Below are 13,622 nucleotides of genomic sequence, written 5' to 3' on the forward strand. Positions count from 1 at the left end.
GTTAATTCAGCAAGAAAAAGTTGTGTGGGGAGTTTGCTTTAACTTAGCCAAAAGCATTTTTAGCCATAGACCTATGCTTAAAAAAGAATTTTTCACTAAAAAATATAAGGAAGTGCTTAGTAAAGAGTCAATTGAATTAAAGGCCGAACAGGTTTCAGGTATCAAAGGGAAATTAATTGAAAAGGGCATTGTTTATTCCACCGTATCTGCCGATTACGTTCTTGTCTATGTTTTCGAAGGTGAAGGAGATATGGTTTATATTAATGCCGAGACGGGTGTGGTTGAAAGGCGTTATATTTTTAACTAGGAAGTTATTAGAGAGGAAAATAAATGAATTTAACCAAATATAATGGTATAGAGTTCCTTGAGTTTATTAAAGCGACAGAAGAAGAAATCTATAATTATCATCCTGTAGCGGGCTTATTTGCAGTAATAAAATGTGAAGGTAAGTACCTTTTGTGTTACAACGTTTGGCGTGAACAGTGGGAGTTGCCAGCAGGTAGTAGAGAAGATGGAGAAACTCCAAAGGAATGTGCAATAAGAGAACTGTATGAAGAAACTGGACAAATGGTAACTGATTTAAAGTTTAAAGGTTTATTAAAGTCTAAAAAAACAATAAATGGAGAAATTAAATTTAATCCCGTGTACTTTGCAAACATGGAAAAACTCCAACCTTTAAAGGAAAACGAAGAAACTTCGAAAATAATGCTATGGGATTTAAAAGAGGAAATTGGTTCTATTGATTCGGTAGATATCAGGATACTAGATTTTATCTAATTATAAAATTGAATAGGTATAAAATCTGGCTGATATAAATGGCCTTCCCAAGAAAAAATGATATGATTGTAAAAATAAATTGGGAGAGGAGCAACGAGATGATAGATTATAATGGCCGCAGCTTTGTCTCAGTAGAAAATACAGAGAACGGAGAAGTTTCTTCAAAGACTTTTTTTGAATATAAACAAGAGGGTCAGATCATCACTGCAACTTATGGTGGAGGGGAAATAATAAAAGGAACATTAGTTGGGATCGTAAAGGAAGACGGTTGTTTAGAGTTTAGGTATAACCACGTAAACACCAAAAATGAAATTAGAGGCGGACAATGTATTTCTACTCCTGAAATCTTACCAGACGGGCGAATCAGGCTTTACGAGAATTGGAAATGGCTTGACTCAGAAGCTACTGAGGGAAATTCCATTATTGAAGAGGTTAAACTATAACACTGTTCGTTACTCAAAAGATAATAAAAGCAAGCGTTAAAGTAGAGCATTTCTTCAAGAAAGAGAAGTGTTCTTTTTTATTGAATTAAAGGGAATGTTATAAAGTATGTTTGAACGAATAACTTTAAAAAAGGATTAGTAAAAAAGAATCTCGTTAGAGGGATATCGTTGGATAACAAGATCAAAGAATTAAGTATTATTTCATCTCTTTTAGCAATCGCAGGGTTAGTTCTGATGTTTTCAAGTAACTATTTTGGGACTACCATGGGCGATTCTTGGCTTCATGATCAAGCTGGCGTTGCTGATACTGATCAATATAATCGAGTTGTTGACACGTATAAAAATAACTTTGTGATCATTGGAAGCATTCTGTTTGGAGCAGGTATCTTAACAGCCATTCTTACGTACTTTATATCTTTCCTAACCGTAAAGAATGAAAATAGAAATATAGTCTGACGAGGTGATAAAAGAGTTGAAGAGCTTGAGTAAGCAAAAATATTTTGCAGCTGCATGGCTGATCTGCATTCTTCTGCTGACTGGATGTATAGGTGAGGATTATTACGAAGACCCACCTACAGCGCATTTAGAGATAGGAGATAAGAAGTATAAACTGAAAGAGGGGAATCGTAACTGGAGATTTACTGATGAAGACCTCAATAAGGAACACATTGATCTGAAAGAGCTCGCTGCCAAACAGAAACAGATTACGGTGAAACCAGGCGGACGGGCCCTCTTAGTTTATGAACAGAATGGTAAAGACGGCCATTATATCTATACTGGGCAAACGATAGGTGTAGTAGCTAGAAAAGGCGATGAGATTCAGATTCTAGGTGAACAAGCTGGAGGATTCTATTTTCCGAAAGAAAAAGGCAATTATGTATTAGAAATAGACTTCGATTCTGATCAGGGAGATACGGAATTTGTAGGGAATATTAAAGTGGAATAATTGATATAATGGCTTGACTTTGAAGCAACGGAGGGAAGTTCCATTATGTCCATTAAGGACCGTCTCATCGCCTCCAATATTGCCATGGTCGTCATACCTTTCATTTTGTTTATCTTGTTTGAGATTTTGTTGGCAACCTTACTTTTTGGAAGAACGAATGGGACTGCTGATAACTTTTTTATTTTTTATCCAGGAAATTTTTTAATGGCTTTTGAAGTAAATCCATAATGCCTGCGATGATACTTGTTGCCAAAATGCCCATTAGACTTAGTGAAATTGGACCTGCTGCATCGTCACCTGTAACTTTTGCGAGCACCTTTAAGCTTACTATTCCTAACAGAATGAGGAAAATGACTGTAAAAGAACATTTTTTTATAACATTTAAAGATTTAAGTGATAACTCGGAGAAAGCATTGTTCCTTTTTTATTTAAAGTAAATAATATCGTTTATCAATAAAAAAAGACAAATGAAATCATTTACGATTTCATATCAGCTTGTAGACAAAGTATATGTCTACAAGCTTTTTTTATTGTAGAATTAAACTAGATAATGTTTGAGGGGAGAAATTAACATGTTATCTAAGCATTCTACTGAAGGACGTCATCAAGTAACTTTAGCAGCTCTCGACGAGCTTGTACCTCAGGATCATTTAGTACGTAAAATTGATCAAGTTATGGACTTTGATTTTATTTATGATGCAGTAAAACATACATATTCACTAGATAATGGCAGACCGAGTGTAGATCCAGTTGTTCTTATCAAAATGGTCTTAATCCAGTACCTGTTTGGTATTCGCTCCATGCGTCAAACGATTAAAGAGATTGAAACAAACGTCGCTTATCGATGGTTTTTAGGCTATGACTTTAGTGAGAAGATACCTCATTTTTCAACCTTCGGTAAGAACTACGCACGCCGTTTTCACGATAGTGATCTCTTTGAACAAATCTTCTACCGTATTCTTCGTGAAGCGATGAATCATGGATTGGTTGATCCAACTGTTGCGTTTATTGATTCCACACATGTGAAAGCAAACGCCAATAAAAAGAAGTTCGATAAGAAAACAGTTCGTGTTGAAACGCGTAGCTATCAGAACTTATTAGAAGAAGAAATTAATGTTGACCGTGAGGAACACGGAAAAAAGCCATTACCCCCTCAAACGAAGATTGAAACTAAAGAAGTGAAAATAAGTACGACTGATCCTGAGAGTGGCTACTATGTGAAGGATGAACGAGAGAAATTGTTTGCCTATTCCTTTCATACAGCCAGCGACTCGAGAGGATTTATATTAGGAAGTTTAGTCACAGGAGCCAATGTTCATGACAGTCGAATGCTCGAGCCATTGATGAATCAGTTGATCGAAAATGTAGGAACACCAACTGCCCTTGCCGTTGATGCAGGATATAAAACGCCAGCTATCGCTAAGTATTTAATAGATCAGGAAATCCGTCCCGTGATGCCATATACCAGACCCAAAACAAAAGATGGTTTCTTTAAGAAATACGAGTACGTCTACGATGAATACTATGATCAATACATATGCCCACAAGGTGAGATTTTATCGTATAGAACGACGACCCGTGAGGGCTATCGTCAATACGCTTCCAATCCTTTGAAGTGCCAAAACTGTCCAGTACTCTCTCAATGTACACAGAGCCAACAGCACATAAAGATGATTCACAGGCACATCTGGGAGGATTATCTCGAAGAAGCCAATCACCTCCGACATACTGAAGAGAATAAAGAAATGTATGCAAAGCGAAAAGAAACGATTGAACGTGTTTTTGCGGATGCAAAAGAAAAGCATGGTATGCGATGGACGAAGCTCAGAGGGCTTAAAAAAGTGTCCATGCAGGCGATGCTTACTTTCGCTGCCATGAACCTTAAAAAACTGGCAAACTGGACATGGCGAGAGCCATGCCCAGCTTGATATCTTAACTAAAAAAAGCTAAAAACAGGACAAACCCCTTTTCAATTTATAGTGAAAAGGGGTTTGTCTACGGTCTGAAATGAAATCATTTACGATTTCATATGTCTTTTTTAGTGTTTTTTATTGTTTGTACTCCAAAAGTGAAGTACTTACTGTTAGAGGTAGTTGCTTTTTTTTAATAGGCGGGCGATCCCATCTCCATATTCCCGTTTAATAAATCGATAGAGAACCACCATCCTGAAAGAGGAGACTTTTTGGCTTGATCATCTGCTTCCGTACAAGCAACCTGTTTACCGCTCAAATACCAAAAATGATAATGTTCCGGAGGTTCAACTTTAAATAATAATTGACCTTCTAAATCAAATCCAAATAAATAGTCCGTTGTTTGCGAATCCCTTGTTAGGATTAATACTCTATTTTCTTTTGATAGAACATGGACGGTTTCAACTTTACCTAATACGAATTCCTCTGTGCCGTTTTTTACGGTGTTAAAATCATCACCATCAGTAGAAAAATGAAATGCATCATTTATTCCAAAGAACATCTTCCCACCTCCATAGAAAAGAATAATAGCTTCCTATTTATGTTTATTATAGATTTTGAAAGAAGCAAATGAAAGCTAATGAACTAATCTGAAAAAAGGGTTGTAAGGCGTTAAATCGAATTTAATTTTGGAAAGGAAAGGATGTGATCGATTGGATCATGAAATTATTATTATACCCTATGAATCTAAGTATGCTGAACAAACAGTTAAAATGTGGAGAGAAAGCAAGTACAAGGCTATTGGTCATAAAGAAGCTCATAGTTTTGAAAGCCATGTATACTTTTTGAATCATATTTTACATAAAGAATATCAAGTTGATATAGCCCTATGGGATGAAAACGTGGTTGGAATCATTGCATATAATGAATCGGAAATTATCCAGCTCTATATTCATAACGACTATCAGGGTAAGGGTATAGGAAAAAGCTTACTTAGAAAAGCGAAGGAACAATCATCAGGAAGATTAACATTATACACATTCGAGATAAATAAAAAAGCCCAACGCTTTTATGAGATGAATGGCTTTAAGATCATTGGTAGAGGGCATGAAAATGAAGAAAATTTGCCAGATATCCTTTATGAATGGATTAAAAGTGTAGATTAAGTCAGATTAAAAAAGAAGGTATGTATTGAAAGTGAAAAATATATTATTTGCTCTCGTAATTGCGTCACTTTGGCTAACGGGTTGTATGATTGGTACTGAAGAAATAAAGACGATTTTCCTCCTTCTATGGCGGGATTGATTAATGTCCAGGGGAAAGAGTATGAAATGAAAGCAGGAAATTATAAATGGAAAAGAAAGAAAGGATCGGAAACTGAGGTTGTACAAACAGATGCTGCATCTCCATCCCAAAAAGGTGAAAATTACAATGCCATTGGGTTGGGACCGAACACTAACATTAATATTGAAATTGAAGATAATCCAAAGATATCCGTTTACCAATGGAATGAGACCGGTAGAGATAAAGAAGTCACCATAAAAAATAATCATTTAGCTGTTCCGTCAAGAAAAGGTCGGTACATCTATGAGGTATTAGCCAAATGGTCAAATGGCGAAGTATCCTACACGTTTGTAGTTGAAGTGAACTAATTAACTCTTTGGATTATTACAGAAGAAGCTTTCCCTAATTTAATACTATAAAAATTATTTGGAGCTTTTTAATATAGGTAGTAGAGAAGGAGCTAAACGTTTAATTGTTTCCATAGGAGAAGAATAAGAAATCTTTTGTATCTTAAAATTCGGTTGTTCATCATTATTCAGGCGTTTTAAAAGTTGTTCTTTATATTGCTTTTTTGTAAATTTCACTTCCAACACCTCTACTTTTGATTTCTAGGTATTGCTTGATATTTGTATAATACTACAAATTAGTAGAATTAGATATATTTAGGATTGTCAGTGTTCTTCACTTTTAAAACAAACCTTCTTGCTAAAACTTCCTATTTCAAAGGATTATTTATTGAGTTAATTTTAAAATTTTGAAATAATTGGTATTAACAAATGGGGTAGGTTAGTTCAATAAGTTATTATATAGATTTTGGGGGATGTTAGATATTGGTTTTGATTAATGGAAGTTTAATTATCTTATTAGCATTTATATGTTATGTAGTGGTACGAAGTATTTTAATAGGAAGAAATTATAGAAACAAAGTTCAAATTTATTGGCTTAAAGAAATGATAAAATTTCTTTTTGTTATATACATAAGTTTAGTTATCTCTGTAACTTTATTTCCTTTACCATTAGGATTTCAATATGAATATGAAAATCTTCTCCGTAATATTAACATCGTTCCTCTTGTAACGATTATCAATAATATTAGTCAAATTGGTACTGCTTATGATGGCGATGTTCTTTTTATGATTTCACTTATTGTTAGAAACGTAGGCGGGAATATTTTGTTATTCATGCCTTTAGGTTTTTTAGCACCCATTGTTTGGAATAAAGCAAAAGGTTTAAAATCAGTTACCTTTTTAGGGTTGGCTGTGTCTATCACTATTGAAATTTTACAGCTTTTAGAATCTTTTGGCGGTGGATGGGGACGAGTCACTGATATTGATGATGTTATTTGTAATGTGTTAGGTGCAGTAATAGGATACTTTATTTATGTGTTTTTTAGTAAAACAGGTGAAAAGTTTAAAATAAGCGTCATTACAAATTTGAATGCATAGTTTTTTACGAAACTGAATCATGAATAGATATAATAAGAAAACGACCAGACATCAATCTGGTCGTTTTGATCATTATCGTGTACGGGTATCCGCTGGGAATACGAGTCCAATCTGCTTTCTAGCTTCATCCATGATCTTCATAACTTGTAAGCTGTTTTCATGAGAATTGTAATCTGACTCTAGTTTTCCGGCTTTTACGAGATCCATGAACTCTTTTGCTTCATAATACATCTTCGGCTTGTCTTGCTCTACCGTGATATCTTCTGTTGTACCGTCTTTATAACGGATTTCGATTTTCGACATGTCTTGAATATGGTCGATCAGGATGCTTCCGTTCTCGCCTTGGATCTCTGACGGAACGTACGAGTTCGAGATCTTCGAGTACATGACCACTGCGCCTTTGTCTCCATAGTTCAAGAGGATGCTGCCTTCACCGTCCACTCCAGACTCCAACAGAAATCCGTTCGCTTTTACCGAATCAGGCTTTCCGAAAAGAACGACCATCGGGTACAGACAGTAGATCCCAATGTCCATCATCGATCCGTTTGAAAACTTAGGGTTAAACGCGTTTAGAATCGTTCCTTCTTTGTACTTATCGTAGCGGGAAGAGTACTGACACGAGCTTGCAAAATAGCGGCGTACAGGTCCGATCTTATGTAATTTCTCCTGGATGCTCTTAAAGTTCGGCATGACAGTAGAACGCATTGCTTCCATCAAGAGGACGTTGTTCTCTTTGGCAGCTACGATCATGCTTTCCATTTCTTTTGCGTTAGAAGCCATTGGTTTCTCACAGATCACATGCTTGCCATGATTCATCAATGTAATGGCTTGTTCGGCATGAAACGAGTTCGGGCTCGCGATATAAACGGCTTCGATCGTATCGCTCGCTGCCATCTCCTCTACATCTGTAAACGTGTGTTCAGCACCATTTCTAACGGCAAAATCCTTTGCTTTTTCTTCCGAACGTGAGTAGACAGCTGATAATGTAAAACCTTCCACTTCTTTTGCTGCAGTAATAAAACTTTCAGTAATCCAATTTGTTCCAATCACACCGAATTTCAATACCATTCATTCCTTTCAAAATAAGGTAGGCAAAAGCCATACCGTTTTCATATTATGTATTCTACTCCTTTCGTCACGAGAAAGACAAATGAACAGGACCAATTGACTGTTTTTGTCAGAAAAAGTTTTATACTATAATATTTTGGGGTAAACTATAAACAAAACCTGGTAAGGAGGGATGAGTTATGCTTACAATCACTAACCATGAACAGCTAACTACCAAGCCTTTAGATTTGCCAGTACCACGATACGTGCTCAGTGAGAAACCAATTTCTGAGCAAGATAAGCAAAAGCCAGAATTCGAACTTACGTCATTGAATCCGAAATAGAAGACATACAAAAAAGAGCTTAGATCATCTAGATCTGGCTCTTTTCCTATTTCTAGCTTATTACTGACAGTATTATTCCGGTCCCGTTCACGATTCCAGGAGTAATGTTGCTTGGAATTACGGAACCTGTTTTTTCATACAACTGAAAAAAAAGAGACCCGAAAATTTACAGTAGTGTGTTAATTCCAAATTGTTCCTCCTGGCTTATTTGTTATGTTATGGTAATTGTAAATGAATTTACTTTCAACAGGAGAAGCATTTGAACAATATGTTGATAGCAGTACAGAAGAATTAAAAAGATAAATATTGAAGGGAAAGATAAAAAATGAATAAATTCGGAATTTTTTCGTTTCTCATGGTTATAGCAAGTGTTGTTTCATTTCTTCTATTGAGAGGACCGAATGCGAATCTATCGACAGGTATTATCGTTCTAGGATCACTTTCATTTATTGGCGTTGTTTTGGCGGTACTATCGAAGAAATGGCTATCAAGTATATTAGGTGTATTACTAAATGGAGCGGTCTTGACCTTTGCATTTCTCTTATTGCTCGCAAAGGGAATTGGTGGTTAAGGACTAATGTTTAATTCAAAGGGGAGTCCAGGGTGAATCTAAAAGTCGGGGATATCATTAGTTTTAAACGGATGTTCACAAAAGAAGATGTTGAGATGTTTACGAAAGTCTCTTGGGATGAAGGGGATCATCATATTCATCCAGATGAACAGGGACGGCTTGTCATCCAAGGGTTGTTAACGGCTACATTGCCAACAAAAATTGGTGGAGAAAACAATGTACTCGCTCGTACGATGAACTTCGAGTTTTTGAGACCAGTTTTTACTGGAGATACAATCCTATGTGAAGTGCGGATTGAGGAGTTAGAACCAAAAGAAAACAATCGAACATCGATCATGGCCACTTTCCAATGCACGAATCAAAATGAGAAACAAGTATTAAGAGGAAACTTTGCAGGAGTCATCTTATCAAACTAGCAGCTCAGCGCATGACATTTGAGCTGTTCTTTTTATATACAAAAACACCGCAAAAAACGCGGTGCTGCATGTTCATTTTATTTGGTTTCTTTGTTCCTGAATAATTTTATAAAAATAAAGAGAACCATGACCACCGGCGATACCTAATGGCAGGATGATAAAGGGTGCCCAGGTTTTGTCATGCAAACCGAACACGTAGAAAACCCCATAAATGATGATCATCGTCATAATGCTAAATATGAATCGGATAAAATAGTCTTTCACCGTTAACGCTCCTTATTGCTATGTTTGTTTTATAGTACCACAATTCACAAAAGAGCAGGATTCAATAATGGTTTTACAGAATGGAGTAACCGAAGCAAAAAGGAGTGGTAAATCGTGTCTTATTGTAAAGTAGAGAAAGCGAATATCTATTATGAAGAAATCGGATCTGGAATGCCGATCCTCATGATCCACGGATTCTCACCTGACCTACGTTTGATGAAAGGATGCATGGAACCGATCTTTCAAGAGAGGGATGGATACAGACGCATCTATATCGACCTGCCAGGAATGGGGCAGACGAAAGACTATGATACTATTCAAAACTCGGATGGGATGCTCGAAGCTGTTATTCAGTTCATTGAAACTATATTGCCCAACGAGGCATTCTTGATTGCAGGAGAGTCATATGGTGGTTACATAACAAGGGGAGTAATTGCGAAAATGCCTGAGCGTGTAATGGGTGCAGCGTTTATCTGTCCGATGATCATTCCTGATAAAAACATAAGAACACTACCGGAGCATGCCAACATAGAGATTGATGAAGAATTCCTCGCTACATTAACAGAAGAAGAAAGAGAAGACTTTAAAGGAATTCATGTGAAGTTAGATGAATACACGTGGAGAAGGTACAACGAAGAAGTCGTAGTCGGAATGAAGATAGCAGATTCGGCATTCTTAGAAAAAATCTCACAAGCCTATGGATTTACGTTCCAAATTGATCAAGAAGTTTTTCAGAAGCCAAGCGTGTTTCTGGCGGGAAGGCAAGACCATATTACAGGTTTTAAAGACGTGTATGATTTACTTGATAAATATCCTCGGGCCACATTCTCTATACTAGATTCGGCAGGGCATAATTTGCAGATTGAGCAGAATAAACTTATAAATGTACATATTACTGATTGGTTAGAGCGGTTTCTAATGGGAGTAAAGAAATAAATATGACTTTAATCCTCTATTTTATAAAAATAGAGGATTTTGTCTTTTGTTGTAAAACTATACTAAAAAGCTAATAAATATTAATTGTAGGTAAAAATGACTACATAGGAGGTGCGTATAAATAAAATAGTTGTTTTAATAAGGTTTTATTTATAAAGAGAGAATTTTTTACTAGGGTGGAGGAAGAGTTTGTAAAGGACTTTTAGGGGGGATCGATATGAAACTAGGAGTAATATCACCATATCCTGAATTCACAAATTTAGTTAGAGAGATTTCAATTGATATGGATGTTCCGTTAATAGTCAAAGAGGGTGCATTACAAAGAGGTTTGGCCGCTGCGAATCTCATGATAGAAAAAGAGAATGTAAGTGCAATAATAGCAAGAGGAGCAACAGCTGATTTATTAGAAAGTAAGTTGAAAATTCCAATCATTAAAATTACAGTAAATAATTTTGACCTGCTAAAAACCTTCCAAACTGCTAAACAAATTTCATCCGAAATTGTTTTTATCGATCATTATGAGAATTATTCAATGTATGATATTGCTTTTATTGAGAAATTATATTCTGTAAACATAGTATTAAAACGATACCAAGATGAACAAGAAATTGCAGACATTATGCAACAGTTGAAACAACAAGGAAAGCAGAAAGTAATTGTTGGAACAGCGCATTGCATGGAAAGAACAGCAAAGAAATTAGACTTATCATGTTTTGTAATTAAATCTACTAAGGAAGTTATGATAGAGGCATTACATAGGGCGTTTGAAACTGCACGTCTATACGAGAGAGAAAAATTAAGACAAAACCATCTTCAAACCATTATTTCTCATGCATTTGATGGTGTTATTGCGACTGATATTCAAGGTAATATTAGCGTATTTAATAACGTGGCAAGTGAATTATTAGATGTTAAATCACATGAACTGATCGGAAGAGAATTAAAAAAGGTACATCACCCAAAACTGAAAAAATTGTATGGAGATGGTTCTGAAGTTAGAAAGAAGATTTCAAGCTTCGGAAACCAAAGATATGTGGTTAACAGAATTCCTTTAGAAGGCGAAAGTATTGTAATTACTTTTCAAGAGACTAATAAAGTTATTGAACAAGATTCACAGTTACGGAGAAACCTGCATAATAGAAGGTTTTACGCGAAATACACATTTTCAGATATTCTTTATAAAAGTGCTGAAATGGAACAAGTGATTGAATTATCCAGATTCTATAGTAAAACAGATAAGAGTGTGTTAATTACGGGAGAGAGCGGGACAGGAAAAGAACTTTTCGCCCAAAGTATACACAATGAAAGTAATCGCAACAAAGGTCCTTTTGTTGCGATAAATTGTGCGGCACTTCCAAAAGACCTACTTGAAAGTGAACTATTTGGATATGAAGATGGAGCATTTACAGGGGCAAAAAAAGGCGGGAAACCGGGACTTTTTGAGATGGCTCATGAAGGTACTCTATTTTTAGATGAAATTGGAGAGCTTCCAATCGATTTGCAAGCAAGGCTTCTCCGTGTTCTTCAAGAAAGAGAAGTGATGAGAATTGGGGGAGAAAAAATAATTCCTATTAATGTTCGAATTATTTCAGCAACTAATAAAGACCTTAAAGCTTCAATAAAAGATAATAATTTTAGGGAAGATTTATATTTTAGACTAAATATATTGCGAGTGATTATTCCCCCGCTGCGAGAAAGAAAAGATGACATCTTTGTTCTAGTGAATCATTTCTTACAAAAGAATGGCGAGGTAAATTATTTGTATGATGAGGACTTTCTAATGTTTATCAAAAGTTATGATTGGCCGGGTAATGTTCGTGAATTAGAAAATGTCATTGAAAGAATGACTACTGTAGGTAAAGTCTCTAATGATATGAAGAAAATCTTACTCGATCATCCTATTGGAATTCTGAACCAAACAGAAAAAAGTCTTCAGGTAAAAGGAAGTATTGAGCTAACACTAGGTACTTTAGAAGAGATGGAGAATCAAATTATTTATCATTTCCAAAAATCCTATCAAGGAAATAAGCAAGAAATGGCTGAAAAACTCGGATTAAGTCGTACAACACTATGGAAGAAAATCAAAAAATTAGACATTTTATAATAAATGTTCATATTTTAAACAAACGTTCACTTTATAAACGCTGAATGTCAGAATATTAACATTACAAAAGTCTTCTCCCTTGAGAAGGCTTTTTTATGCGTTAATAAACGTTGGCATGGAACTTGCATGATAAATAATTGTATTAAAAAAATTGGAGGGATTTTAATGAATTCAGATCACTTTTTACATCCAACACAGCCAGGTGAAGCAAATTTTGAGAAGGTTAAATATGAAAAGAAGGACATGGTTGCAACCATTACAATCAACCGTCCGGAAGTTTATAACTGTTTAAACTTCCAGACATTAAGAGAAATGACAAGAGCATTCGAACTAGCATCTTGGGATGATGAAGTCGGAGTAGTTGTATTAACAGGTGCTGGGGATAAAGCATTTTGTACGGGTGCAGATATGAAGGAACAAAACAATGATATTTTGGAACGTCCAAGGAACTATTGGAAATGGATGGGGGTATTCATTGAAGCACATGAAAAACTTATGAACATTGGAAAACCTACAATAGCTAGACTTAATGGGATTACTGTAGGTGGCGGAAATGAATTTAACATGAACTGTGATTTAGCTGTTATGGCAGATCATGCTTACATCAGACAAGTTGGAAACTCTCATGGAAGTGTAGCTGCTGGCGGAGCAACACAATGGTTGCCGATAATGGTAGGTGATCGTAGAGCAAGAGAGATTCTTTGGTTGAATGAAGAAATTAGTGCAGAAAAAGCTCTTGAATGGGGTTTAGTAAATGAAGTAGTCCCTATGAGCCAATTAGATGATGCAGTGGATCGAATGGCAAAGAAATTATTAAATAAACTGCCAGAATGTGTTCGTTATACAAAAGAACAAACAAATTATTGGAAGAAGATGTCCTTGAACCAAACTGTAGGACATGCGCGTGATTGGCTGACGGTTCATACAAGTGCATTTGAAACACATGAAGCAATGAGAGCCTTCAATGAGAAAAGAAAACCTGATTACATGATGCTCAGAAACAGAGCTGCAAATGGAGACTCTTCTGAACACTTATGGGGAGCACCAATGGTTGAATGTCATGAATGCGGAACAAAGGATCTGCCAGAACACTTTAATCATTGTGGGAAGTGTGGAAGTCCGTTAACAAAGTAAT

Annotated in this window: 20 protein-coding genes and 1 pseudogene; 16 read left to right on the top strand and 5 right to left on the bottom strand. The window is 35.8% G+C overall.

Translation table 11 applies throughout. The annotated features are described in order from the left end of the window. Window positions 1-22 precede the first annotated feature (22 nt). The 6 genes from ABE41_RS06320 (at window position 23) to ABE41_RS20955 (ending at window position 2,394) form a co-directional block, all read left to right on the top strand. The gene (locus tag ABE41_RS06320) at window positions 23-307 is read left to right on the top strand and encodes a hypothetical protein (protein WP_066287655.1); all 285 of its coding nucleotides are present in this window, start codon (window positions 23-25) and stop codon (window positions 305-307) included. A gap of 23 nt (window positions 308-330) precedes the next feature. Further along, window positions 331-777, top strand: coding sequence for an NUDIX domain-containing protein (locus ABE41_RS06325; RefSeq protein ID WP_066287658.1), 447 nt, complete (start codon window positions 331-333; stop codon window positions 775-777). 98 nt (window positions 778-875) lie between these two features. Next, window positions 876-1,220, top strand: coding sequence for an avidin-fold protein (locus tag ABE41_RS06330; RefSeq protein WP_172827335.1), 345 nt, complete (start codon window positions 876-878; stop codon window positions 1,218-1,220). 168 nt (window positions 1,221-1,388) lie between these two features. Then, window positions 1,389-1,676, top strand: a complete 288-nt coding sequence (locus tag ABE41_RS06335) for a hypothetical protein (RefSeq protein ID WP_066287661.1) — start codon at window positions 1,389-1,391, stop codon at window positions 1,674-1,676. A gap of 25 nt (window positions 1,677-1,701) precedes the next feature. After that, window positions 1,702-2,166 (top strand): hypothetical protein, encoded by a 465-nt coding sequence (locus ABE41_RS06340; protein WP_156774235.1) that lies wholly within the window; start codon window positions 1,702-1,704, stop codon window positions 2,164-2,166. A gap of 45 nt (window positions 2,167-2,211) precedes the next feature. Beyond that, the gene (locus tag ABE41_RS20955) at window positions 2,212-2,394 is read left to right on the top strand and encodes a hypothetical protein (protein ID WP_066287667.1); all 183 of its coding nucleotides are present in this window, start codon (window positions 2,212-2,214) and stop codon (window positions 2,392-2,394) included. Here ABE41_RS20955 and ABE41_RS20555 read toward each other — a convergent pair. After that, window positions 2,345-2,590, bottom strand: a pseudogene (locus ABE41_RS20555) (DUF2975 domain-containing protein); the annotation flags it as partial. The gene ABE41_RS20955 and the pseudogene ABE41_RS20555 sit on opposite strands and share 50 nt — an antisense overlap. A 148-nt stretch (window positions 2,591-2,738) precedes the next feature. Between ABE41_RS20555 and ABE41_RS06355 the strand changes: the two are divergent. After that, on the top strand, window positions 2,739-4,094 hold the full coding sequence (locus ABE41_RS06355) for an IS1182 family transposase (RefSeq protein WP_066286973.1): 1,356 nt from the start codon (window positions 2,739-2,741) through the stop codon (window positions 4,092-4,094). A 175-nt stretch (window positions 4,095-4,269) separates the two neighbouring features. On the opposite strand, the gene ABE41_RS06360 is transcribed toward ABE41_RS06355, so the two are convergent. Continuing rightward, a complete protein-coding gene (locus ABE41_RS06360; RefSeq protein ID WP_066287672.1) occupies window positions 4,270-4,638 on the bottom strand; it encodes a hypothetical protein in 369 nt (122 codons plus the stop codon). 211 nt (window positions 4,639-4,849) lie between these two features. Between ABE41_RS06360 and ABE41_RS06365 the strand changes: the two genes are divergently transcribed. Beyond that, window positions 4,850-5,242 carry a GNAT family N-acetyltransferase gene (locus tag ABE41_RS06365; protein WP_172827389.1) on the top strand — a complete coding sequence of 131 codons (393 nt, stop codon included), beginning with the start codon at window positions 4,850-4,852 and terminating at the stop codon, window positions 5,240-5,242. 165 nt (window positions 5,243-5,407) lie between these two features. Continuing rightward, window positions 5,408-5,728, top strand: a complete 321-nt coding sequence (locus ABE41_RS06370; RefSeq protein WP_066287678.1) for a hypothetical protein — start codon at window positions 5,408-5,410, stop codon at window positions 5,726-5,728. Between the two features lie 54 nt (window positions 5,729-5,782). Here the strand turns inward: ABE41_RS06370 and ABE41_RS20960 are convergent, their stop codons facing one another. Beyond that, the gene (locus ABE41_RS20960) at window positions 5,783-5,944 is read right to left on the bottom strand and encodes a hypothetical protein (RefSeq protein ID WP_156774236.1); all 162 of its coding nucleotides are present in this window, start codon (window positions 5,942-5,944) and stop codon (window positions 5,783-5,785) included. Window positions 5,945-6,190: 246 nt separating this feature from the next. Here ABE41_RS20960 and ABE41_RS06375 point away from each other — a divergent pair, with 246 nt between their 5' ends. Then, window positions 6,191-6,805, top strand: a complete 615-nt coding sequence (locus ABE41_RS06375; protein WP_066287682.1) for a VanZ family protein — start codon at window positions 6,191-6,193, stop codon at window positions 6,803-6,805. Between the two features lie 72 nt (window positions 6,806-6,877). On the opposite strand, the gene ABE41_RS06380 is transcribed toward ABE41_RS06375, so the two are convergent. Next, on the bottom strand, window positions 6,878-7,873 hold the full coding sequence (locus tag ABE41_RS06380; RefSeq protein ID WP_066287685.1) for a Gfo/Idh/MocA family protein: 996 nt from the start codon (window positions 7,871-7,873) through the stop codon (window positions 6,878-6,880). Window positions 7,874-8,052: 179 nt separating this feature from the next. On the opposite strand from ABE41_RS06380, the gene ABE41_RS20965 reads away from it, so the two are divergent. The 3 genes from ABE41_RS20965 (at window position 8,053) to ABE41_RS06390 (ending at window position 9,183) form a co-directional block, all read left to right on the top strand. Continuing rightward, window positions 8,053-8,196, top strand: coding sequence for a hypothetical protein (locus ABE41_RS20965; protein ID WP_156774237.1), 144 nt, complete (start codon window positions 8,053-8,055; stop codon window positions 8,194-8,196). A 325-nt stretch (window positions 8,197-8,521) separates the two neighbouring features. Further along, entirely contained in the window at window positions 8,522-8,767 is a 246-nt protein-coding gene (locus ABE41_RS06385; RefSeq protein WP_066287692.1) for a hypothetical protein, read from the top strand. A 32-nt stretch (window positions 8,768-8,799) separates the two neighbouring features. Then, entirely contained in the window at window positions 8,800-9,183 is a 384-nt protein-coding gene (locus tag ABE41_RS06390; protein ID WP_066287696.1) for an FAS1-like dehydratase domain-containing protein, read from the top strand. A gap of 72 nt (window positions 9,184-9,255) precedes the next feature. On the opposite strand, the gene ABE41_RS06395 is transcribed toward ABE41_RS06390, so the two are convergent. Then, on the bottom strand, window positions 9,256-9,447 hold the full coding sequence (locus ABE41_RS06395) for a hypothetical protein (protein ID WP_066287702.1): 192 nt from the start codon (window positions 9,445-9,447) through the stop codon (window positions 9,256-9,258). Between the two features lie 114 nt (window positions 9,448-9,561). Here ABE41_RS06395 and ABE41_RS06400 point away from each other — a divergent pair, with 114 nt between their 5' ends. From ABE41_RS06400 to ABE41_RS06410, 3 genes are all read left to right on the top strand, one after another. Further along, entirely contained in the window at window positions 9,562-10,383 is an 822-nt protein-coding gene (locus ABE41_RS06400; RefSeq protein ID WP_066287704.1) for an alpha/beta fold hydrolase, read from the top strand. A 217-nt stretch (window positions 10,384-10,600) separates the two neighbouring features. Beyond that, entirely contained in the window at window positions 10,601-12,487 is a 1,887-nt protein-coding gene (locus tag ABE41_RS06405) for a sigma 54-interacting transcriptional regulator (protein ID WP_066287709.1), read from the top strand. Between the two features lie 165 nt (window positions 12,488-12,652). Next, complete coding sequence (locus ABE41_RS06410) at window positions 12,653-13,621, top strand: enoyl-CoA hydratase/isomerase family protein (RefSeq protein WP_066287712.1); 969 nt, start codon at window positions 12,653-12,655, stop codon at window positions 13,619-13,621. Window position 13,622: the final 1 nt, after the last annotated feature.

Origin of the sequence: Fictibacillus arsenicus, assembly GCF_001642935.1 — a bacterium.
GTDB classification, from domain to species: Bacteria; Bacillota; Bacilli; order Bacillales; family Fictibacillaceae; genus Fictibacillus; species Fictibacillus arsenicus_B.